16 protein-coding genes and 1 pseudogene are annotated in these 21089 nt (G+C 39.9%); 5 read left to right on the top strand and 12 right to left on the bottom strand.

Going from position 1 to position 21089, the window contains the following annotated elements; genetic code table 11:
* Nucleotides 1-26: 26 nt before the first annotated feature.
* A complete protein-coding gene (locus tag GNT69_RS13255) occupies nucleotides 27-386 on the bottom strand; it encodes a cupin domain-containing protein (protein WP_203555416.1) in 360 nt (119 codons plus the stop codon).
* A 547-nt stretch (nucleotides 387-933) separates the two neighbouring features.
* Nucleotides 934-1857 (bottom strand): annotated as a pseudogene (locus GNT69_RS13260) (hydroxymethylglutaryl-CoA lyase).
* Nucleotides 1858-2095: 238 nt separating this feature from the next.
* Between GNT69_RS13260 and cspC the strand changes: the two are divergent.
* On the top strand, nucleotides 2096-2299 hold the full coding sequence (gene cspC, locus GNT69_RS13265) for a cold-shock protein (RefSeq protein ID WP_203555417.1): 204 nt from the start codon (nucleotides 2096-2098) through the stop codon (nucleotides 2297-2299).
* Between the two features lie 229 nt (nucleotides 2300-2528).
* Here cspC and GNT69_RS13270 read toward each other — a convergent pair whose 3' ends face one another.
* The 3 genes from GNT69_RS13270 to GNT69_RS13280 all read right to left on the bottom strand — a co-directional run bounded on the left by GNT69_RS13270 (nucleotide 2529) and on the right by GNT69_RS13280 (nucleotide 7064).
* Nucleotides 2529-3941, bottom strand: a complete 1413-nt coding sequence (locus tag GNT69_RS13270; protein ID WP_203555418.1) for a hypothetical protein — start codon at nucleotides 3939-3941, stop codon at nucleotides 2529-2531.
* A 3-nt stretch (nucleotides 3942-3944) separates the two neighbouring features.
* The gene (locus tag GNT69_RS13275) at nucleotides 3945-5378 is read right to left on the bottom strand and encodes a hypothetical protein (RefSeq protein WP_203555419.1); all 1434 of its coding nucleotides are present in this window, start codon (nucleotides 5376-5378) and stop codon (nucleotides 3945-3947) included.
* Between the two features lie 240 nt (nucleotides 5379-5618).
* A complete protein-coding gene (locus tag GNT69_RS13280) occupies nucleotides 5619-7064 on the bottom strand; it encodes a DEAD/DEAH box helicase (protein ID WP_203555420.1) in 1446 nt (481 codons plus the stop codon).
* 269 nt (nucleotides 7065-7333) lie between these two features.
* Here GNT69_RS13280 and GNT69_RS13285 point away from each other — a divergent pair, with 269 nt between their 5' ends.
* Nucleotides 7334-7528, top strand: coding sequence for a DUF559 domain-containing protein (locus tag GNT69_RS13285; protein WP_203555479.1), 195 nt, complete (start codon nucleotides 7334-7336; stop codon nucleotides 7526-7528).
* Nucleotides 7529-7851: 323 nt separating this feature from the next.
* Here GNT69_RS13285 and GNT69_RS13290 read toward each other — a convergent pair whose 3' ends face one another.
* The 7 genes from GNT69_RS13290 to GNT69_RS13320 all read right to left on the bottom strand — a co-directional run bounded on the left by GNT69_RS13290 (nucleotide 7852) and on the right by GNT69_RS13320 (nucleotide 16725).
* Nucleotides 7852-9306 carry a sensor histidine kinase gene (locus GNT69_RS13290; protein WP_203555421.1) on the bottom strand — a complete coding sequence of 485 codons (1455 nt, stop codon included), beginning with the start codon at nucleotides 9304-9306 and terminating at the stop codon, nucleotides 7852-7854.
* Nucleotides 9303-10004 carry a response regulator transcription factor gene (locus GNT69_RS13295; RefSeq protein ID WP_203555422.1) on the bottom strand — a complete coding sequence of 234 codons (702 nt, stop codon included), beginning with the start codon at nucleotides 10002-10004 and terminating at the stop codon, nucleotides 9303-9305. Before GNT69_RS13295 ends, GNT69_RS13290 begins: the two co-directional genes overlap by 4 nt.
* Nucleotides 10005-10194: 190 nt before the next feature.
* Nucleotides 10195-10821 carry a hypothetical protein gene (locus GNT69_RS13300; RefSeq protein WP_203555423.1) on the bottom strand — a complete coding sequence of 209 codons (627 nt, stop codon included), beginning with the start codon at nucleotides 10819-10821 and terminating at the stop codon, nucleotides 10195-10197.
* 298 nt (nucleotides 10822-11119) lie between these two features.
* A complete protein-coding gene (locus GNT69_RS13305) occupies nucleotides 11120-12214 on the bottom strand; it encodes a HupE/UreJ family protein (protein WP_203555424.1) in 1095 nt (364 codons plus the stop codon).
* Nucleotides 12215-12360: 146 nt separating this feature from the next.
* Nucleotides 12361-13716: a purple acid phosphatase family protein gene (locus tag GNT69_RS13310; protein WP_203555425.1), complete on the bottom strand. Its 1356-nt coding sequence runs from the start codon at nucleotides 13714-13716 to the stop codon at nucleotides 12361-12363.
* Between the two features lie 611 nt (nucleotides 13717-14327).
* Nucleotides 14328-15395, bottom strand: coding sequence for a nitric oxide synthase oxygenase (locus tag GNT69_RS13315; protein WP_203555426.1), 1068 nt, complete (start codon nucleotides 15393-15395; stop codon nucleotides 14328-14330).
* A gap of 388 nt (nucleotides 15396-15783) precedes the next feature.
* Nucleotides 15784-16725 (bottom strand): aldo/keto reductase, encoded by a 942-nt coding sequence (locus GNT69_RS13320; RefSeq protein ID WP_203555427.1) that lies wholly within the window; start codon nucleotides 16723-16725, stop codon nucleotides 15784-15786.
* A gap of 483 nt (nucleotides 16726-17208) precedes the next feature.
* On the opposite strand from GNT69_RS13320, the gene GNT69_RS13325 reads away from it, so the two are divergent.
* From GNT69_RS13325 to GNT69_RS13335, 3 genes are read left to right on the top strand one after another with little or no spacing between them, the layout of a single operon-like run.
* On the top strand, nucleotides 17209-18732 hold the full coding sequence (locus GNT69_RS13325; RefSeq protein ID WP_203555428.1) for a spore germination protein: 1524 nt from the start codon (nucleotides 17209-17211) through the stop codon (nucleotides 18730-18732).
* Between the two features lie 25 nt (nucleotides 18733-18757).
* A complete protein-coding gene (locus GNT69_RS13330; protein WP_203555429.1) occupies nucleotides 18758-19852 on the top strand; it encodes a Ger(x)C family spore germination protein in 1095 nt (364 codons plus the stop codon).
* Nucleotides 19853-19870: 18 nt separating this feature from the next.
* A complete protein-coding gene (locus tag GNT69_RS13335) occupies nucleotides 19871-20986 on the top strand; it encodes a GerAB/ArcD/ProY family transporter (protein WP_203555430.1) in 1116 nt (371 codons plus the stop codon).
* Nucleotides 20987-21089 lie beyond the last annotated feature (103 nt).

Genomic DNA, 21089 nt, shown 5'->3' on the forward strand with positions numbered 1-21089 from the left:
AACTATTGAAATATATCCCTTTCAACCTATTTGGATTCAACTTTCACTTTTTGCGGCGAATATATTAGTACAAAACGCAGGTTCGTATCGCCTGCATTTCTGATATCATGCATGGCCTTCTTAGGAATCCATAGAACATCCCCTTCTGATAAGACTGATTCTTTCCCTTCAATAATGACATGAGCCTTACCTGTTAATATGTACATGATTTGTTCGATATCGTCGTGAAAATGCGGATCTGCCAACCCTCCAGGTTCCATTTCACCTATAATGACCTCCATATCTTCAATGCCTTCCTCTGGACCGACAAGCCGACGATTAAAAGTTCCTTCATGTCCAGGTGGAGAATAAGCCTCTACATCCTTCACGTTTTTCCAAAAGACCATTTTTAAAAACCCCTTTCAAAGATTTAATGGAACTGCCTTGATCGAACTATACTTCACATCAGTTGAACGCGCTTACATTGAGCAGATAAATCAATTCATCTATTCAACTATGTGGAATAGCATTCCATTTGTTAAAACAAATTTAACATACGGTATTTTATTTTACAATATATTTTTTGAAAATTTACCAAACTCACAATTTTAAAATTAGTCGTAAAGTGTTAAAGTTCTATTACTTTAAAATGAAAGGAAGAAACCAACATGCAAGAGAGAGGTCATGCCATTGATCAGTGAAGTAGGCTTTTCCATCAACATTATACTGTCCCTGCTATACCGCACCGAAGCCATGCTGGATTCATGTCGTTCAATATATACAAAGCTTGCTTGAGAGGGTGAAAGATAGGCCACCTTTAAGGGCAAATGCACAGTATAAAAGAAAAACCTGAGTTCTGGATAAAGAACTCAGATTATTTCTCGGAATAGCCCTATGAAATAGAATTACTTAAAGTGTAACAGAAGCGTAATTCCCATTAACAACGGATTCATTCTATTCTTTGGGTAACGAACATGCCTGTAAAGAATGACTAGGCAGAGATTTATTCATCTTCTCTTGAATATATCGAGCTGCGTTTAGTCAGCGATCAGATTGTACATTTGTTTGTATTCCCATTCCATTAAGCATATAAAGTAAATCATCTGTTCCAAATTTCCAGATGCACCTGGAGCGTATGGACATCCCCCGAGTTCTCCAAGTGAACTATCAAACTTTGTGATTCCCATTTCTAGTGAGGTTAGGACATTTGCCATGGCGCTTCCCCTCGTATCATGAAAATGCATCGCCAACTTGTCAGAAGGAAAACGTTTTAACAAGACATCTAACACCTGTTGAACTTGTAAAGGGGTCGCAACACCGATTGTGTCGCCAAGAGATAATTCTCTTACCCCATTTCAAATAATGTTTCAGATACCCTGATAATATTTTCAATGCTCACATTCCCCTCATAGGGACAACCAAAAACGGTTGATACATACCCTCGAACGGACTTACCAGCTACAAGTGACTCTTTCGCAACTTCTTGTAATATAGGAAACGTTTCTTCAATAGATTTATTAATATTCTTTTGATTATGGGTTTCTGAAGCAGACATAAAGATCGATGATTCATCAATATTCGCGTCTATTGCTCTATCTAGTCCCTACGGTTCAGGACAAGCGCAGCATACGTCACTCCAGGTACACGCTCTATTTGTTTCACTACTTCCTCCGCATTTTCGACCATAGCCGAAACATTTTCTTCCAACGAAAGACCGCCTACATAGTAGTCAAGGTCTGCACCTGTTTGTTCAGCGATTTCAGTCGCTGCTGTTTTTGTTCGCTCTTCATCCATTCCAGTCACCAATACGCTCGCACCTGCCTTAGCCATAGTTTTGGCAATTTCTTTGCCTATTCCGTCATTAATCATGAATTGCATCAGTAAATCCACCTTTACAAGAGGTTTGATTTATTGATTTTGATGCCTAAATCGTAGAATTCTAAGTGAAATTAGTTAAACCCTAATGGTTTGCAATTTTTTCCGTTTCCTGCTATGATAAAGAAGAATTATTTTTGTTCGGTGTAAAGGATCGTATGAATATAGACTTTTCGTCTTGATGATACTTTGGGCAAGAGTAGTAATACATTGTGTGGGAACGCACTAGGAGGCAACAAAAATGGAACAAGGTACAGTTAAATGGTTTAATGCAGAAAAAGGTTTTGGCTTTATCGAACGTGAAAATGGAGACGATGTGTTCGTACACTTCTCTGCTATCCAAAGTGAAGGCTTCAAATCATTAGACGAAGGTCAAAAAGTAACTTTTGACGTAGAGCAAGGTGCTCGTGGAGCTCAAGCTGCTAACGTTCAAAAAGCTGCTTAATCTTATTCGTTTATACAAACAGGCTCTTTATATAGAGCCTGTTTTTTTATGTTCTCTGTATTAACACTTAATAAAAATCCTACTCAACATTCGAGTCCCCTTCGCTTCTCAAAAACGGCCCAAGTGCAAAAGTAGCGAAAGACATTCTAGATGATTTAATCGAAGCCAACAAGACTACTGTCCAGAATTAAACTAAAGGGTGGAACAAGGAACTTATCCCTACTGTCCCTCACGTTAAGCTGAGGTGGATTGCCTGCCAATTCTTCGATAATGTATTTTGGATTACGCGGTCACGTTCTGATTTTCCTTTATATAAAGAATAGAAGGACTTGACTAACATCAGCATTTGCGAATAATTAAAGGCTAGTGGGTTCCAGCCATTTAACCACATTTTCATGACGTTTCCGGACATCGTTAAGGAATGACCAAGCGTCAGCATGCTGGACAGTTTATAATCGCGCTTCAATGAAGGTGTTGTTGTTGGCTTTGTCAGCCAATGATAGGCCCGAATGATCACCTCCACACATAGTGGTGCCAGTGACATCACAAGAAAATGATTGAAATTATAACCACCAACAGAATACATTCTCTCTGCTACTTCATTTAACTTCATCTTTCGAACCGTTCCGCGATCATTAATATCAATATGTGTATCAAACGTAATCGCTTGTGTCAGTGTAAAAAATGGCGGCGCGACACTTCTTTTCGTCCCGATATCGGTGATAAAATGGCTCAGCGTCTTAATTACCGCCATAAAAATATTCGTTCCATGATAATTGGGGTTATTTAACACCGCCAGTTTCCCGCTTTGATCAAAGACTGAAATCGTGCCACTCATACAATCCAACACCCCAAAAATCAACTGTAAGATTGGGTCATGTCCAGGTGTTTTTAGCCTATGTAGATTTCCATTCATTTTCAACTTGTCAGCTTCCTCGATTATCCGCGAAAAGTGATTAATTTTCACAGCGTCATATGGAGTCGTTGCCCACTGTTCTAATACTTTCATTTTTTCATTGTTTTTCGGGTCTAACGAGCTCATCGCCTTGTTCACCCATTTGCCAACTTCACTTTCCTGCCCAGCCGGAATATATTTCTTTGCTCCCTCTGCGGGGAATTTCACAACAAACAAATAAACTAAAAATCCTACTAAAGCTCCCAATCCAACAACTGAATAATCCCACTTATTCCATTTCAGATTGCCAAATTCTTGATGAAATTGATCCTCAATTTCCTTGAGCTGCCTCGTTGTCAGCATTTGTTTTATCGGATCGGTCGTTAAATCGAGGTCATATTTCTCTATATAACAATCAATATTTTGCTGATACGTTTCCCAATTTTCTCCTGTTAGAATCGGCACTCGTTCAATTTTCGGAACTCTCTGTTTTATTTCAATAAGCTCGGCATTGGAAAGTTGAATCAAACTTGATTCTGTTTCGTTCGTTAAGTCTACCTCCTCACGCTTTAAACCTAACATGGAAAAAAGCTCCCCCATTTGAGCGTCCGCGGCATCTAAAGCATGAGATTGCTCCTTCTGTCCCTTGTCAAAATCATTTGTTACACCCTCAAGCTCAGCTAATGTTTTTGATGTTTTCTTTAATTGATCGGTTTGAGCCAGCAATGCTTTTTCAATGTCCTTCATTTTCTACTCCTTCCGATCTAACACCTGTTGGAGATCGATGCCTTTTTCCTGTAACGTTTTCAGTGCCCGAGTAATCACGGAAAGCTCTTTTCCTAGCTTTTCGATTCGTTTTTTATTTACTTGCTCTTCAAGTGCTAAAGCTACTACTTTTTCCGAATAAAAGTTCACATCTTCTGCTAGATTATTGATCGTTTTTTGATTATTTTTAATGATTTCTTGGATAAAAAACTCTCGCTTTTGTGTTTTAGAACGTTCAGATCCACCTGTTAACCATTGAATCCCTTTATACACCCCTACACCCGCAATCACAACGACCCCAATTCCCGTCACCATCGAAGAAAGTCCAAGGACCCCGCCAAGACCTAATGCGGCAAGTCCAGATGTTAACCCAGCCGCACTCAATCCGACAACGCTTCCACTCATATAAATCGCAGCGATTGGGACCCCGACAGAAGCCGCTCGTGCGGACAGCTCTTTCGCATTTTTAATGATTTGGTCATCCTTTACTTCGCCACGCATAATTTTTTCATCATTGATAATTCCTTGTTCAATTACTTCAATTTGTTTTTCATCTATATTATATCTTTTCGACATTTCCACAATCGTCTCGACGGTCATCACCAAGACATCCTCTTCCCGAACGCGGTGAACACGAATCATGTCCTTTATGAGCGAAATTCTCAGAGCTGCTTCACTTCCCTTTGGAATCTCCCTTTCCATGAACCCAATCAGTTCATCCAGTGTGTGTTCTGGTTCTGCTAGATAAGAACGGATTTCATGACGCAATTCCGCACCAAAATTCAACTGCGACATTAAGGTTTGTATTTCAGAAAGAGATTTTCCATCAAGCTCTCCATTTTCATTGATCACAAATTGGACAATCATCTTTACATAGTTTACTTTAACATCGAACGGCATATCTTCGAGAATCACAATTTTATCGGATTCATCAATCATTCCTGTTTCTTTGCTTTTTAAAACTTCCTGTAAAAATAAATAAAACTGTTCGCCATCTAGGTAGTTGTCATTTACATTGATCGTGAGCGGCTCGTCCGCTCCGACGTCAAGATGTAGCTTATATTTGATTTTATCGGGTTTATTTTTTTGCGGAACACGAATCACTTCTTTTTCTACTTTTTCAAGCCGGTTAAAAGAAATGCTCACCGGTTTTTCCAACATTTCTTTATAATAAAACGATGCTCGTGTAATCATAAACCCATCTTTTGCACTTCCAAATGCGGTGCTATCATAGAGTGCAATCACATTTGACTCATTCACATCATTTCCATAAGCGCTGATTGCGTTTTTTAATTTCTTTTCTGGAATCGAATCCGTCGTAAACACTTTCCCTAACGACCCGATTATTTTTGGGGCATAGTCTGTAATTATTTTTTCAAAGTCATTTCCTTCACAGCTTTTATCCATCACCATGTCCATCGCACACACCCACTTCATTATGTGATAACATTATATTAATATAAAAATGAAGGTCCAACGAAGCATGGGGACGTACCTTATGCTTCAGTTTACTAATTAAATCAACCATTTTCCGTTTAATTTAATCTAATCTAATTCAAAGAAGCGAAGGGTACGTCCCTTCGCTTCCCTCGGTGCCTTGCCTGACCCCCAGTACGGTAACGCTTTAGCTCACCGGGACAGGCCCCAAAGCCCATTTAATCACTTTATGGCCTTACTCACTTTTAATTTTTTCCCCTTTATTGTTAAATTCTCCATGGCCTGTAGGACGAGTGATCCCTTTCCATTAAGAATATCCACATAGGTCAATTGGTCTTTTATTGTGATAATCCCAATATCTTCTGCTGTTACGCCGGAGATATTGGCAATCGTGCCCACAAAATCTAAAGCACGAAGCTTCTTCTTTTTTCCACCGCTGAAATGGAGTTTTATAATATCTTTGTTCACTCGCGCGGTCTTATTATTATGAACAACACGGCGTCCACTGATTTTTTCCACAAATGCAGCTCTTCCGCGATCAACGTCCTCCTGTTTAGGAGGTTCTATTTTGGTGAGTTCAAAGTCAATGTATTTTTCAATCGCGTTCATGAATTTTCCTTCATAAGGGGTAGAAAAGGTAATCGCTTTTCCTTTATTACCAGCTCGCCCTGTTCTACCTGTTCGGTGAACATAACTCTCTTTTTCCATTGGAACATCATAATTGATCACCAACGTCACATTATCAACATCTATTCCCCTTGCTGCTACATCTGTGGCCACAAGATAACGGAAATTCCCCATTTTAAACCCATTCATAACGGCAAAGCGATCTTCTTGTTCTAAACCTCCATGAAGTCGTTCACAAGCATAATCCGCTGCCTCCAATTCAGCAAAAACGGTATCGACGTGTTCTTTCGTCCTGCAAAAAATGATACAGCTATCTGGATTCTCAACGACTGTAACATTTTTAAGAAGAGACATCTTCTCGTCTTCTTTTACTTGAATTAAAAAATGTTCAATACTGTTGGTTGTCACGCCTGTAGACGCAACCCCAATGTGAATCGGATCTTTCATATACTGATGACAAAGGTTTTCAACATCTTTGGGCAGTGTTGCCGAAAAGACCATTGTTACTCTTGTTAACGGGAGTGCTTTAATAATCGCTTCAACTTCATCAATGAAGCCCATATTCAACATTTCATCTGCCTCATCAATGATTAAATACTTGATTTGATCTAAAAGGAGTGTTCCTCTTTCAATATGATCGATGACGCGCCCAGGCGTTCCGACCACTACATGTGTTTTTTGTTGTAGTTCTTCTTTTTGTTTCGCAAAAGGCTCTTTTCCATAAAGGGATATCGCTTTTATCCGTTTGAACCTTCCGATATTGGTCATATCTTCTCGAACTTGTACAGCAAGCTCCCTAGTTGGGGTAAGAATGAGCGCCTGGGGTTTTTTCTCCTTCCACTCAACCTGATCGCAAATAGGGATACCAAAAGCTGCAGTCTTGCCACTACCCGTTTGAGACTTTACTACAAGGTCCTTATTTTCTAACGCCAATGGAATAGCCTTCCTTTGAACCTCTGTCGGCGTTTCGTACTTCAACAAAGCAAGTGCTTTATTAATTTCATCGCTTAAATGATATTCCTCAAAACTTACATCGCTCATGTTTGGCCCTCATTTATTAGTTTTTTCGACAATATGTATAAGATTCTCTTTCGAAAAAATTATATTCGTCATTACTAGAGTCCATTATACGTGAACTTCCCAACAAAGCGACTTTTATTTTCAGGAAGCACGGGGACGCAGTAAGATGGGGGATAAGCATGGGGACGTACCTTATGCTTCAGTTTACTAATTAGATCAACCATTTTCCGTTTAATTTAATCTAATTCAAAGAAGCAAAGGGTACGTCCCTTCGCTTCGTTCGATTAGCTATCAAGTGTGACGGCAAAGAAAACCATTCAACTCCTGCACAAAAAGCACATGATAGACGAAAAGATGCCTATCTCCATAAAAACGGTTGGAAAGTTCTGCGGTTTAGTGGTCGACAGATTAATTATGAATTAAACAATGTAGTTAAACACATCAATAAGGAGTGCAGAAAATGTGAAATTGAAAAGAAAAGTTAAAAAAGGTGTTAAAGTTATATTTTCATCAGCATCTTACTTGTAAGTTGATTTACGTCAACAGTAGACTATATAAAACAAAACCCTACAAACGTTTCAACGAGGTTATTTATGATTTCCTTACGTTTTCTAGTTGCACTTAGGTTAGCGTAGGGACGTACCCTACGCTTTCCTCCCGACCCATAATTTCTTTTCCAATATAGAAGCACAGGGTACGTCCCCATGCTTCTCAGGAAGATAACTCTTAAAAATGGTTTTGAAATGGAAAAAAGGGGGCACCCGAATGCTGACCAATCGAAAAAATGCGCACCCTAATGGGCTACGCATTATTTGAATAAGGTTAAAATAAATGTACTGCCTTGTCCGACTTTGCTTCGGGCTTCCATCTTCCCACCATGGGCCTCGACAAATCCCTTCGCAATCGAAAGACCAAGGCCTGTGCCACTTTCTTTTCGCGACCTTGAGGGATCTCCTTTATAAAACCGTTCAAAAATAAACGGCAAAACATCCTCAGAAATTCCTGGACCATTATCACGGACGATAACCGTGCAAGATGCATCTGTTTCAGTGAGCGTCATTTCGACCACTCCGTTTTCTTCGGTATGACGAAGGGCATTGCCGGTTAAATTGACCATCACTTGAGTCATGCGGTCGCGATCGATTTCAAGCAAGCACTCTTCGGGAAGTTGTTCACAACTTAGAGTGATGTTTTTTTCCTCGGCCATCCATTGCAAACTAGCGCAAACTCGCTGAATCAGTTCGCTAATATTGGTCTGTTTTTTAGTAAGCGGCAAGGTTCCGGCTTCAGCGAGGCTGATTTGCTGGAGATCACTGACCAAGCGATTGAGGCGGTAGACTTCATCGGTTAGTTCAAGAATCACTTCTTCACTTGGTTCAATTGCTCCTTCTTGAATCGCTTCTAATTTCCCTTGGAAAATCGCCAATGGGGTTCGCAACTCGTGCGCGACATCAGCGACAAGTGCCTGTCTCGCTTCTTCATTTCGCGCTAACTTTCGCGCCATGTCATTAAAAGCCGCTCCGAGTTCATAAAATTCATCCTTCGTACGAATCTTCACTTCGCTCACCTTTTGACCACGAGCAAGTTGCTTTGTTGCCGTCATTAATTTTCTTAGCGGATTGGTGATTGTACGCGCGATCCAGAAACTGATGAAGAGCGCCAAGCCTGCGGCAATCAAACTGCTAATAACGATCGCCCGATTCGACGTTTGGATGAACTCCTCCTCTAGCGTTTGCCATCCGTTTTGCTGAAGAACAAGTGTCCCTTGATGTTCACCGCCAACGATCAACTCGACCGCTTGTCCGCGAAAGTCTTCCCCGTCTTCACCGATTCTTGTCTGGGTACTATCAGCAATCACTGTTCCTTCTTTGTCCAGTAAAAGCAGATCTGCACTCGTCATCATGGCACTCATACCGAACCCGATGCCCGAATTCATTCCGCCTCGACCATGCATCCCTCCCATTCCTTGTCCGCTGCCATCTGGCATGACCGGTACCTGATTATCATTATCGGTCATTCGCCATCCTTGTCCGCTGCTCAGATTGGCTTCAAACAACACCTGCTGAACATTGTCCCATGAGCCCGTTTGTTCATAATAATTTTCAAGGCTTTGTTTCATCCGCTCTAATAATCCAAAATGAGACTTATCGATGTAGGTTTCAAATGTGTCCTCGATACTTCCTTTTAAAATAAAAGCTTGAACAGCTCCCATCGAAAAAACGATTAAAATAAAGGCAAAAATCAGCTTATGCTGGAGTTTCATTTTTTCTCACCAAAGCGATACCCAATGCCATAAACCGTATGAATATAGACTGGCGCGGCCGGGTCTTGTTCAATCTTTTTTCGCAAATTGCTCACATGTGTATCAATCGAACGCTCATAATGAATATAAGCCTCCCCCATAACGAGATCTAACAACTGAAGACGACTAAACACGCGACCAGGCTTACGGGCTAGTGTGATTAAAATTTTATATTCGGTTGGCGTGAGACTGATCAGCTCATTATTCACCTTAACTTCATAGGTTGATTCATTCATTTCAATTGGTCCCCGTTTCAGAATCTCGTCAGGCTCATCGAGTTCGATGGAGCTCGGACCACTTCTTCTTAAAACGGTTTTTATCCGGGCAACGAGCTCACGCAAACTAAAGGGCTTCGTGATATAATCATCGGCTCCCATCTCGAGTCCCAACAGCTTATCAATTTCCTCTGACTTGGCCGTTAGCATGATTACAGGCATGTTTCGATCGTGCATGCGGATTTCACGCAATGTTTCGATGCCATCTTTGTTCGGCATCATCACATCAAGCAGAATAAGGTCAACTGGGTTGGTTTTGACTACTTTCAACGCCTCCTCACCATCCTCCGCCTCAACGGTGTCATATCCCTCATTTGTTAAATACGCCGTTAACGTATCCCGTAATTTTTTTTCATCATCAACGATTGCAATCCGCTTTGCCATCCTGCTCATCTCCTTCTTCTGCTTCTATTATAACAACCGCATTGCCATTCGCTTAGTGAAAAAATATGAAGAGTTTTCTACGGAATAAACAGGTTTATAGAAATCGGGGCGATTGTGCGGCTTGCTTTTAAGAAGGCTTAAAAAAAGTGCTCCAAATGGAACACTTTTCTCAGGTAAATCAGGCAGTGGTTTAGAAGCTCCCGGCATTTCTATGCATTCTACCACCCTGGCTCATCCCCATATGGCCAGCGCCGCGGCCATTCCTTGGACCAATTTCATCTTGGTTCATCATTGCTTCCATCCTTGCTTCGTGGTTGGTCAACATCGCTTCCATTTGCCCTTCAGAAATCTGACCAGTTTCAATGAGGGGCTGAAGCTTTGCCTTATGTTCCTCGACGATCACATTAAGCAACTCCTCGACCTCGATTCCTTTTTCGGCAGCTAAGTCTGCGATCGATTTACCTTCAGAACGCGCCGCATATAGGTCTTCTGCTGTCATCCCAAGTTCCTCGGCAATCACTTCATGCATGCTGCCCGCAAAAGCTTGTCCTCCCCCCGCGGCGCCGCGGCCCATGCCCATGCCCATGCCTGCATTTTTGCCATATCCTGCGCCTTTGCCAATTGTTGGCTCACCAGTGATTGGGCAAATATAATCCACATTTGTCTGTTGTACATTATCATTCCCATTCACCGCTTTTTGACTTGCGGGAGATGCTTGAATGCTTTCCGCTGTTGATTCACCAAGCGGAGCAAACATCGCACCCAAGGTAAAGGCTCCGACAATGACCCCAGTTACGAATAGCTTTTTGGTTTTCATTTTCCTCTCCTCCTTGTCTTTCGTCTTTCTATCTTCACTATTATCGTACCAAGTATATTTCCAGAAGCTTTTGAGGAAATGTTAAGATTTTGTCAAGATTAGGATTGATAGTTTGTTTTTTTCCGAAACAATGAACGTAACAACTGGATTCGCTCGCCTTCTTAAAATGATCGATTTGAGCACCAATCACGCTTCAAGCAAACAAACTTTACCCACTACCGTGCTGGGGGGACAGGCACGCGGAATCAATTCGAAAAGAAACGGCAGAAAGAAACGGCAGAACCGTCCCGGTGTTTCTTTAAAACCCGCCCAATCCCTGTACAAACCAAATTAATCCGATAGTAATAATTAGTGCGGAGCTGGTAGAGACAAAATATGGGAAGGGTTTGTATTTTCTTGCCCACACGAATAATGGAAAGACCAAGGCAATAATGGCAATCTGACCAACCTCCACGCCAATGTTGAAAAAGAGCAAGGAAGATGCAATGGTACTGCTAGAAAGTTCCATTTCTTGCAATATCCCAGAAAATCCAAATCCGTGGATGAGTCCGAATACGAGGGTAATGAGCCATCGTTTCTTGGACTCCCATTTGAAAAGGTTTTCTACAGCAACATAAATAATACTTAAATAGATAGCTGACTCTACTAATTGGTCGGGAAGGGAGACAATCTCTAAAGTGGCAAGACCCAGTGTAATACTATGTCCAAGGGTAAATGCTGTGACCACCTCAATTACTCTTCCAAATGAAATGGCGGCGGGGAGAATCAGACATAGAACAAATAAAATGTGATCATAACCAGTGAGGATATGATCGAACCCAAGAAGGACATAGTTCCGTGCTTGCCGAAGCCAGTTATGTTCCCCAATCACCATTTCCCGTTCTGCAATTGTGAAGGTGAACTCTTGAGTTCCCTTATCTCCATTAACGGTCGCAAAATTTATATGGGAACGGTTGATGTCATCTACAAGCAAGTCATATGAAATGCGAGTAGAGTCCCCTTTACATGGATATAAAAGTTCGAAATGAGCCAAAGGATGATTAGTATTCGCGATACTTACCTTTGTATCAATGTGCTGAGGTTCGCAGATTAGTTCATCACGGTATACTCTCACTCCTGAGGTTATGTATTTCATCAGGTTCTCTTCGTTTTCTAATAATCTCTCTTCCAACTCTGCCGTAGAAAAAGAGGAATCAAAAATATCAAAAAAGCCGAACGCTTCGGCAAGTTCCTGATAATCTAGGGTTAGGTTTATTTGGACTTCTTCCGTTCCTTCTTGAATGTCCATATAGCCATAGCTAGTCACATGTGCGCTTGCATGGTTGGGTAAAAAGCTAGAAAGTAAAACGGTTAGTAAAAGTACGATCATATGAATAGAAAATAATCGTTTCATGGTAGATTCCTTCCTTTTAGTACTTTATTACAGAGTGCAAACCTCTACAGCACTTTTGCCTCTGATGTCAAACACATCGTAAATGGAGATGGAACATTTGCTCCACCTCCATCATTTTTTCGGATCAATGCTGATTTTGTTGGTATTTAGTTAGCCTTTTTAATTTCTTTAATTTGCTTTTCTCCTGTCTGAGTTTTATTGATCTCAAAACCGTCGAACAATTCCCCAGTTGCCGTGTATGCCTCAAATGAGAGTTTATTTCCGTCCACTTTAACTAGTTGGTAAAGTTGAGTATCTTTGATCGAGTCTTTCACTTTAGCTCCATTGTCATCCCAGTTTTTAGTAGTGAAGTCATACATCTTAGGACCAGAAACAGATACGACAAATACAGTATCACTCTTTGAGCTCATTGCTTTTGTTCCTTCTGCGACATTGCTAACCATACCGCGTGCATAGCTGTGATCATGCCCTTGTAGTACGAGGTCAACACTATATTTTTCAACAACAGGCAGCAATTTATCTCTGACTTCCACGTTGTCACGCCCTGGAGAGTTTGAGAAAATCGGGTGATGGTAGGTTAGAACCGTCCACTTATTTGGATTATTCTCCAATACTTCTTCAAGCCATACAATTTGCTTATCAAAGTCTGCTCCGCGAAGATTAGTATCAAGAGAAATAATCCGCATCCCTTGATAGTCAGTGTAGTATACATTTTCTTGCATATCTGCTGGTCCATTTTCTGGTAGGGCAAACTGTGGACGCCAATATTGTGAAAGTCCTTTTTCCGCCCCTTTTACGATTTTTGAGTACTCATGGTTTCCTGGAGCCGGAATACTAGGGACCATTCCGTTGATCCATCCACCAGCTTCGTGCCATTCACCCCATTGCTCATCTGAATCTCCTTGGTTAACTAAATCACCAGCATGGATAATGAAATCTGCCTCAGGAAGATCTGAGTAGGCATTACGAATTACACGAGACCAGTGTTCTTTAATATTATTTTGTGCATCACCTAGATATAAGAATGAGAATGGGTCAGCTTTGTCAGATCCAGTAGTGAACTCAAACCATTCGCTCCAATTTGCGCCGTCACCCACGCGATATAAGTATTTTGTGTCTGGTTGGAGATCTTCGAAATTAACGGTGTGAAACTTTGAAGTGTATGCTTGATTCCCATTCACTTCGCTGCTGCTTTCAGCATTAACCGTAATCGCTTTACTCTTAAATGCAGGTCCATCTTCTGCAACAGCAATCTGGGCTTGTGGAGTAGCGACACTTACATCCGTACGCCAAGTAACCGCTTGAGTTGTAGCTGTGTCTCCTTTCCAGTTCAGAATAATCCGATCTGGGACAGGGGTAGGCTTGTACGTCTCACCATCGGGATACTTTGTTGCGCTTAAATCAGCAAGTACGACATTCATTGCAGGGACTGCACCAACTAGTAGAGCAGATAATAGAAGTGTGCGAGACTTCGTGTTGCTAAACATTTTTTTTACATTCATTCCTTTTCAGCTCCTAATTATTCAAAAGTTTGTACAAATAAAGAATAACTTGCTAGTTTATTAATCGAATGAAGTAGATGTAAGTTATTTGTAAATATTGTAAAAATAGTAATTTGCTACTATAAATTTTAAAATTTAGTTTAATAGAGCTAGATTCGTTATTCGTCAGTCAAAGAATTCATAGGGCTTTTATGGTAGTTCATGGATAATTTTGACGTGGTGTAGAGAAATAATAAAAACAAGAGAAAAATGCCTGATATGTAAGTATTTTTTTGTTTTGTTATTATTAGTGCTTTGTAAAGTACAGAAGGGCGGTTCTCCTGTTTGACTGAGTCATACGCTTTGCATTGAGGATATTGGTGATTATGGACTGTTTCTATGAATCTCATCTTTATGAGATGAAAGGAGAATCGATTGGTATCTACCGCAAACAAGGAAGTAGATGATACGTTCACGTGCCATTGGACGATACAAAAGAAAAAAACGAGGTCAGTCTCCCAGCGAAGTAAAGCGTTACTTCGTCGGGGGACTGACCACGTAGCCACCATAGCGTGGAATGGTAGGCAGATTAAAAGAAACGGCAGAACCGTCCCCGTGTTTCTCATACCTGATTATTTATAAAAGAAATTAGGTGATTTTATTTCATTTTTATAGGGTTTATGAAAAATATGCGTTGCAGCCGGAGATAGTGGTGGGATCAGCCAAGTCCAGTCACCTGTAACAGGTCTACCCTTTGTCATTTCCCGCTCTTCAAATAATTTGAACTGCTGAGCAGCCGTGTGATGATCAACGATACTTACATCATCCTCTTTGTATGAATAAAGGACAGCAGCATTTAATTCGACCAATGCTCGATCTTTCCAAAGTGAACTGTTTCGGCTAATATCTAGCCCCATTAAAGAGGCAATTTGGGGAAGTATATTGTATCTTTGTTCATCCGCAAAATTTCTCGCGCCAATCTCGGTCCCCATATACCACCCATTAAATGGTGCTGCTTGGTAGTCAATCCCACCAATTTCTAACCGCATGCTTGAGATAATCGGAACAGCATACCACTTTAACTGTAAATCTTCAAAAAAGTCATATTCAGGATGACGGATTGGAATTTCAAGTATCAGCTCTTCCGGAATGTCAAAAACCTTTGGAGGCTGATCTCCAATTTGAAGGACAAGGGGCAATACATCAAAATGAGTTTTTTCTCCTTCCCATCCTAAACGCTGACATGTTTTTGTAAATTGAAGGGAGGCTGGGTCACCAATGATTCCATGTTCTGTTTTATAGCCTGCATAGCGTATCAATTGATGATTATGAATTTGAATCGAGCTTCGTTGTGTTTGAGGAAAAATCGAAATGGTAGGAAGAATCCGGCCGTTGTTCGTCGCGTACTCAATATGTTCAAGTAAGGCCTCCTTTATTTCTTCCTCCGTTTTTACTTGTCGTTTATCCTTCACATATAAGCTTTCCCAAAACAACCTTCCGATGCAGCGATTACTATTGCGCCAAGCCATTTTTGCTCCATATTCAAGTTCTTCATAGGTGTGTTCGTAATACCCTTTCTCTTGAATGCATGCTTGGATTTCTCCCAACCTTATTTTAAGCTCATGTTCTGGTTTATTCGTTTCATTGTAAAAAGTACGGATGAATTCTTGTGCTTCTTGCCACATCTCTTTTTTCAACATACATCCCCCTCAACCTTGGTACAAAAATGATACCATAATCACAAATAAGGGTCCAAAAACTTCCCATTCTTTATAAGCTATCCCTATCTTAGCGAACCTTCCCTCTATCCAATTACGATTAAAATTTTATAGCTTCGGACTTTAACAATTATATAGATCATCATCAAAAACCAGCTCCGATTGGAGACTGGTTTAGAATAGATTATGAGCGACTATCCTTATAGACAAACGCTTCCAATTTAAGTGCAATTTTTCACAATATCATTTGAAGAGGTTTATTCATACCCCTTTTCGCTGTTATTTAAAATTATGGGAGAAAAGAATACCAAAGTGGATTACACTCATAAGTCAATTTCAAATACTTTTTGGACAACTACGTAGTATAAACTTAGATGTTATTTAGAATCTCGTTAATGATGTTTAATTCTTCCTTAGATAAATTAATTTCGCTTGCTTGAACGTTTTCACGGATACGCTCTTTTCGTTTACCTCCCGGAATGACTGCGTCAACACCCTCTTGAGCAAGTAACCAAGCTAGCGCTAAGTTAGGAAGAGTTGTTTCTTTCTGAACAGAAAATTCTTTTAATTTTTCTACTGTTTCAAGTGTTTTATTGAATTGTTCACCTTGGAATAAAGGAATTGATTGACGCCAATCTTGAGGGTCTAGCTTAGAATCTTCTGTGAATGCGCCTCCAAGCAACCCAAATGCCAGCGGACCATACGGAATAAACGAAATATTGTTTTCAATACAAAACGGTAATAATTCTACTTCCGCTGAACGATCTAGCATATTATAAGGTGATTGTAGAACGGAAATATCGCCATTTGCATTTGCTTCTTTTAATTGCTCAAGTGATACATTCGAAATCCCAATTGCACGAATTTTCCCTTCCTCTTTTAATCGAGCTAACTCACCAATCGATTCCACAAAAGGCGTTTCATTATCTGGGAAGTGTAAATAATACAAATCCACATAGTCTAATTGCAACCTCTGTAAACTTTTCTCAATTGCTTCTCGTAAATATTCAGGGCGATTATCTGTTTTTACTGAACCATCTTCAAACCAATGTTGCGCTCCTTTTGTCGCGACCACATAATCATCACGCTTAAATTCTTTTAATACTTCACCAACTAATTCTTCAGAACGACCAAGACCATAAATATCAGCTGTATCAATAAAGTTTACCCCAATATTTAATGCTTCTTTTACAAGTTCTTTTCCATCTTCTTCATTTATATTTTGAAACAAATTATGCCCACCAACTGCATTTGTACCAAGTCCGATTACTGATGCTTCAAGAATAGATTTTTTTAATTTTGTATATTTCATTGTCTGTTCCTCCCTAATATTGATTAGTTCTATCATAGTTTCTAAAAATAAAACTCACAAATTTCTTTGAACAAGTTTCAAATAATGAAACTGTTTTTGTATTTTTTGAGTGAAAAAAGTATCTATACTATTGGAGACTGATGTGGTGAAATGGCACAAAATGAAGGATCGACATTAAAAAAGGACTTCTATTGTTAGAATTAGTATAACAATAAAGGCATTAAGTTAAGAGAAGTGGCGGACGAACTCAAAGCGTAGGGACGTATCCTACGCTTCCTCCAGAACCATAATTTTTTTCCAATAAGAAGCACAGGGTACGGTCCCCATGCTTCCCCGTCGGTGGACTGACCCCATAGCCACTGGTAGGGAGATTAAAAGAAACAGCAGAACCGTCCCGGTGTTTCTTAATTTTGAACATAATTCCAGTTCTGTTGTTAAATACTAAACCTGCCAATGAATTTTTGGATAGGGTTAGGTGGAGATATGTTTAGAGTGAGGAGAGTACGGAAGCAACCTGATAAAAGGTATGAAACGGTAGAAAAAACGATAAATGAAATATTTGCAAAAGCGAAGAAATCAAGCGATTTTACTACGATTACTCCATTGGAAAAGAATCATCCCTTACAAATCTGTTTTTATCAAACATTGATTGATCCGAATATCTTTCAACAATCTGTTTTGCCTTCTTTAAAGGAAAATGCTTCTGAGATAAAAAAGCTTTCTGATTTAAAAAAGTTTGTTCCCATTGAAGATATCAAAATCATAAAAGATCCCATTGAGGTTGATAAAGCCCTTTACGACGGGCATGTTGTCGTCTATTTTAAAGACAAAATGGAGGAATACGCTCTCCTAGATATTAGTTATCCTCGATTGGGGCAACGAGAAACAAATGATACCCAAAATGAATTTAGTGTGATTGGACCAAAAATTGGTTTTATTGAGGACCTTTCGACAAATCTTCATTTAGTTAGAGAACATCTGAGTACTTCGGATCTTATTTTTGAAGAAATCGTCGTTGGTACAAGATCGCAGACGAAGGTCGTAGTTGCACACTTAGATGGGGTGACCAATAAAGAATATGTAAATACGGCAAAACAGCGGCTTAAGGATCTAGATACCGATGTCTCCTTTGACAATACACAACTAGAACAATTGATTTCTGACAATAGCAAATCGCCTTTTCCTACATATATAACGACAGAACGTGTAGACAGGGCGGTAGGAGCACTTGTGCAAGGGCAAGTTGTTCTCATAAGTGATAAATCTTCCTATGCTATAATCGCACCGGCAACGTTAATGGAGTTTTTTTCAAACCCAGAAGATTTTTACTTGCCAACCATCATTGCGTCGTTTTTTAAATTGATTCGGGTCTTTGGTGTGTTGTTTTCCATTTTTGCAACTGCCTTTTATGTTGCGATTCTAACTTTTCACTTTGAAGTTGTACCCAAGGATTTATTAGGTCCGATTATTTTTTCGCGGGCGAACGTTCCTTTCCCGCCGGTCGTAGAAGTATTATTTTTAGAAGTGACCATTGACCTGTTGCGCGAAGCAGGAGCGAGACTGCCAACGAAAATTGGACAAACGCTTGGGATTGTTGGTGCAATCGTCATTGGTCAGGCGACAGTTGAAGCGGCGCTTACGAGTACTATTTTACTCATTATCGTCGCACTTGCAGCGCTCACTTCCTTTACAACACCGATTTATAAAATGTCTAATGCGGTCCGGCTATTACGGTACCCTTTTATCTTGCTTGCAAGTTTTTGGGGCGGCTTAGGGATTTATGTAGGACTTATTTTATTAATCGCCCATTTAGCTCGATTAAAATCATTAGGAGTCCCATTTCTACTCCCATTGTATCCGTACCGAAAGGGTGGAGTTGCTGCTTCCTTTATAAGATCGCCTTATACTAAAATCGATAAGCGTCCGTGGTATTTGCGTCCTTTAAGTGTAAAGAAATATTCTCCGGTTGAGAAAAATGACCCTGATGAAGGGCTGAATAGTGAATAATTAATAGATGAAGGCTGGATATAAAATGAAAAAAGGACGAAAGAGTCACATTTTCTTCTTACTATTGGTATGTGTCGTTGTACTTATTGGCTGCGCCAGAACAAAAATTATTGACAAAATTAGTATTATCCATGCGTTTGGGTTCGATCAAGCAGACAATGATGAAATCATCGGAACAGCGTTATTCCCTGATTACACAAAAAGCAAAGCTGCTGATCAAATTCATTTTTTAGAAGAACAAGCAGCTACTGCATCTTTGGTTGTATCAAAAATGGCAGCACATACGAGTACACCAATTGAAATCCCTAAAATTGGGGTGTTATTATTCGGGAATGGCTATGCTGAAGCTGGCGTCAGCGATATGGTCAAACGACTAGTAATGACCCCTCAGCTCGGAACAAATATCCAAATTGCTGCCTCTACTCATTCGGCAAAGGAAACGTTAAACACATTTAAAAACGAGAAATCACTTACGTTAGCTGAACGGTTAGAGCATAATATGCAAGGACAACACTTACCGATCATGAACCTGCATGTTTTTTTAAATCACTTTTATGGGGAAGGAATGGATGCTTATGTTCCGATGCTCACGATCGATGCAAAAGATCAGATTAGTATTGAAGGGCTGGGGATATTTAAGGGCGACAAATTAAAGCTTCATTTAAATCCAGAACAATCGACTATATTCTCAATTATTAAGGATAAACGGACACGAACAACATATAAAATCGAGCTTGATAACGAGAAGAACCGGGGAGAAATTCTCATTGTACGAACCGAAAAAACGAAAAGTCATTGGGATTGGGATCAGGAGAAACAGCAATTAAATCTGCGTGTAAAATTAAAAATGGCCCTAACTCAGTATCCAGATCGATTTGATGTTGAAAATCCGGACGATGTTAGGGAAATCACGAAAATAGTTGTTGGGAATTTAGAAAAAGGGATGAAAGACTTATTAGCAACCTTTAAGGAAAATGAAGTCGATCCAATTGGAATTGGTAATATCGTGCGCTCAAAGGATATAACTTGGGATGTAGAATCCTTTTATAAGCAATATCCTACCTTGCCGATTCATGTAAATGTAGATTTAGAAATTATACATTCTGGCCTTGAAGGCTAATTTTAGGATGGGTTTTTGATGAACTCAATAGTAAAAGAAAATAAAATGGTATCACCCTATTTTCTGTTTTTTTTGATCCATTCCGCCCAAACTGGGATTTTTGTTTTATCCTTTCAGTCAAAAATCAGCAAGGGAGCAGGCCATACTGCCTGGATTTCTATACTCGTATTAGGTTTGATGATGCATGTGATTTTCTTGATGATGCTAACTATTTTAAAACAATCCAGTGCTGGAGATATCCTCTCTTTTCATAGGGATATTTTTGGAAAGTTTATTGGTGGGATGTTAAATCTCATCTTGGCGGCCTATTTTTCGGTAGCAAGTATATTCACCTTTTATTCCTATATCGATATTCTCCAAGTTTGGGTTTTTGATGCGATAGATAGTTGGGAGTTCACATTGCTTCTTCTTGTTCCTGTTTTTTACATTGTGGCGGGAGGATTTAGGATTATAACGTCCATCGCTTTCTGGGGTGTCATCATTCCTAGCTTTATGCTGCTTTCATTATTATATTTCCTTAATTATGTTGAGTTTTCCTATCTCCAGCCGCTCTTTCAATATGGAGTGAAAGACCATTTCACCTCTGTTAAAGAAGCCGCCAAGATTTACCTAGGATTTGAGCCTGTACTCGTATTTTTTCCTTTCATTAAAGATAGACAAAGTTCTCAAAAATGGGGACACTTAGCCTTATTATGGACAACTTTTCTATATACGTTGCTTACTCTTCTTACGTTTATGCTTTTTACCCAAGGAAAGCTGGAACAATTAACATGGCCTACTTTAACGATGATTAAAATCATAAAGTTTCCCTTCATCGAACGATTTGAGTTTATCTTTGTTTTCACGTGGCTATTAGTGGTGATGCCGGTGATCTGTATTTATTTATGGTGTGCGATTCGGTCAATTAAATTGACGATCCCAAAAATAAAACCGACGTATATTTTAATTGCCTTACTTATTGTGTTTTATTATGTGAATAGTCAACTTATCGGAATAGAAGTTTCGCATCTTCTAGCCCGAATCGTTAGGAATAGTGGACTCATCTTCCTCTTCGCCTACATACCATTCCTGTTTACAATAGCTGTTGTGAGGAAAAAGTTAAAAAAAGGAAAAAAAGGTTCAGTTCCCCAGTGAAGTAAGGGGGGTTTTGGGCAGTCCCCCGGCGTAGTAAAGCGTTACTTCATTGGGGGACCGGTACCAAAATCCCGAAGTCCTGAAGTGGGGTTTTACTGCCAGT

The sequence above is a fragment of the Bacillus sp. B15-48 genome, from assembly GCF_016879755.1.
GTDB lineage: Bacteria > Bacillota > Bacilli > Bacillales > Cytobacillaceae > Mesobacillus_B.

Bases quoted from the DNA above. Each gene is read 5' to 3' on its own strand.
- GNT69_RS13335 (WP_203555430.1), top strand. From the start codon at position 19,871: ATGAACTCAATAGTAAAAGAAAATAAAATGGTATCACCCTATTTTCTG.
- GNT69_RS13290 (WP_203555421.1), bottom strand. From the start codon at position 9,306: ATGAAACTCCAGCATAAGCTGATTTTTGCCTTTATTTTAATCGTTTTT.
- GNT69_RS13305 (WP_203555424.1), bottom strand. From the start codon at position 12,214: ATGAAACGATTATTTTCTATTCATATGATCGTACTTTTACTAACCGTT.
- GNT69_RS13315 (WP_203555426.1), bottom strand. From the start codon at position 15,395: ATGTTGAAAAAAGAGATGTGGCAAGAAGCACAAGAATTCATCCGTACT.
- GNT69_RS13255 (WP_203555416.1), bottom strand. From the start codon at position 386: ATGGTCTTTTGGAAAAACGTGAAGGATGTAGAGGCTTATTCTCCACCT.
- GNT69_RS13300 (WP_203555423.1), bottom strand. From the start codon at position 10,821: ATGAAAACCAAAAAGCTATTCGTAACTGGGGTCATTGTCGGAGCCTTT.
- GNT69_RS13270 (WP_203555418.1), bottom strand. From the start codon at position 3,941: ATGAAGGACATTGAAAAAGCATTGCTGGCTCAAACCGATCAATTAAAG.
- GNT69_RS13325 (WP_203555428.1), top strand. From the start codon at position 17,209: ATGTTTAGAGTGAGGAGAGTACGGAAGCAACCTGATAAAAGGTATGAA.
- cspC (WP_203555417.1), top strand. From the start codon at position 2,096: ATGGAACAAGGTACAGTTAAATGGTTTAATGCAGAAAAAGGTTTTGGC.
- GNT69_RS13275 (WP_203555419.1), bottom strand. From the start codon at position 5,378: ATGGACATGGTGATGGATAAAAGCTGTGAAGGAAATGACTTTGAAAAA.
- GNT69_RS13330 (WP_203555429.1), top strand. From the start codon at position 18,758: ATGAAAAAAGGACGAAAGAGTCACATTTTCTTCTTACTATTGGTATGT.
- GNT69_RS13310 (WP_203555425.1), bottom strand. From the start codon at position 13,716: ATGAATGTAAAAAAAATGTTTAGCAACACGAAGTCTCGCACACTTCTA.
- GNT69_RS13295 (WP_203555422.1), bottom strand. From the start codon at position 10,004: ATGGCAAAGCGGATTGCAATCGTTGATGATGAAAAAAAATTACGGGAT.
- GNT69_RS13280 (WP_203555420.1), bottom strand. From the start codon at position 7,064: ATGAGCGATGTAAGTTTTGAGGAATATCATTTAAGCGATGAAATTAAT.
- GNT69_RS13320 (WP_203555427.1), bottom strand. From the start codon at position 16,725: ATGAAATATACAAAATTAAAAAAATCTATTCTTGAAGCATCAGTAATC.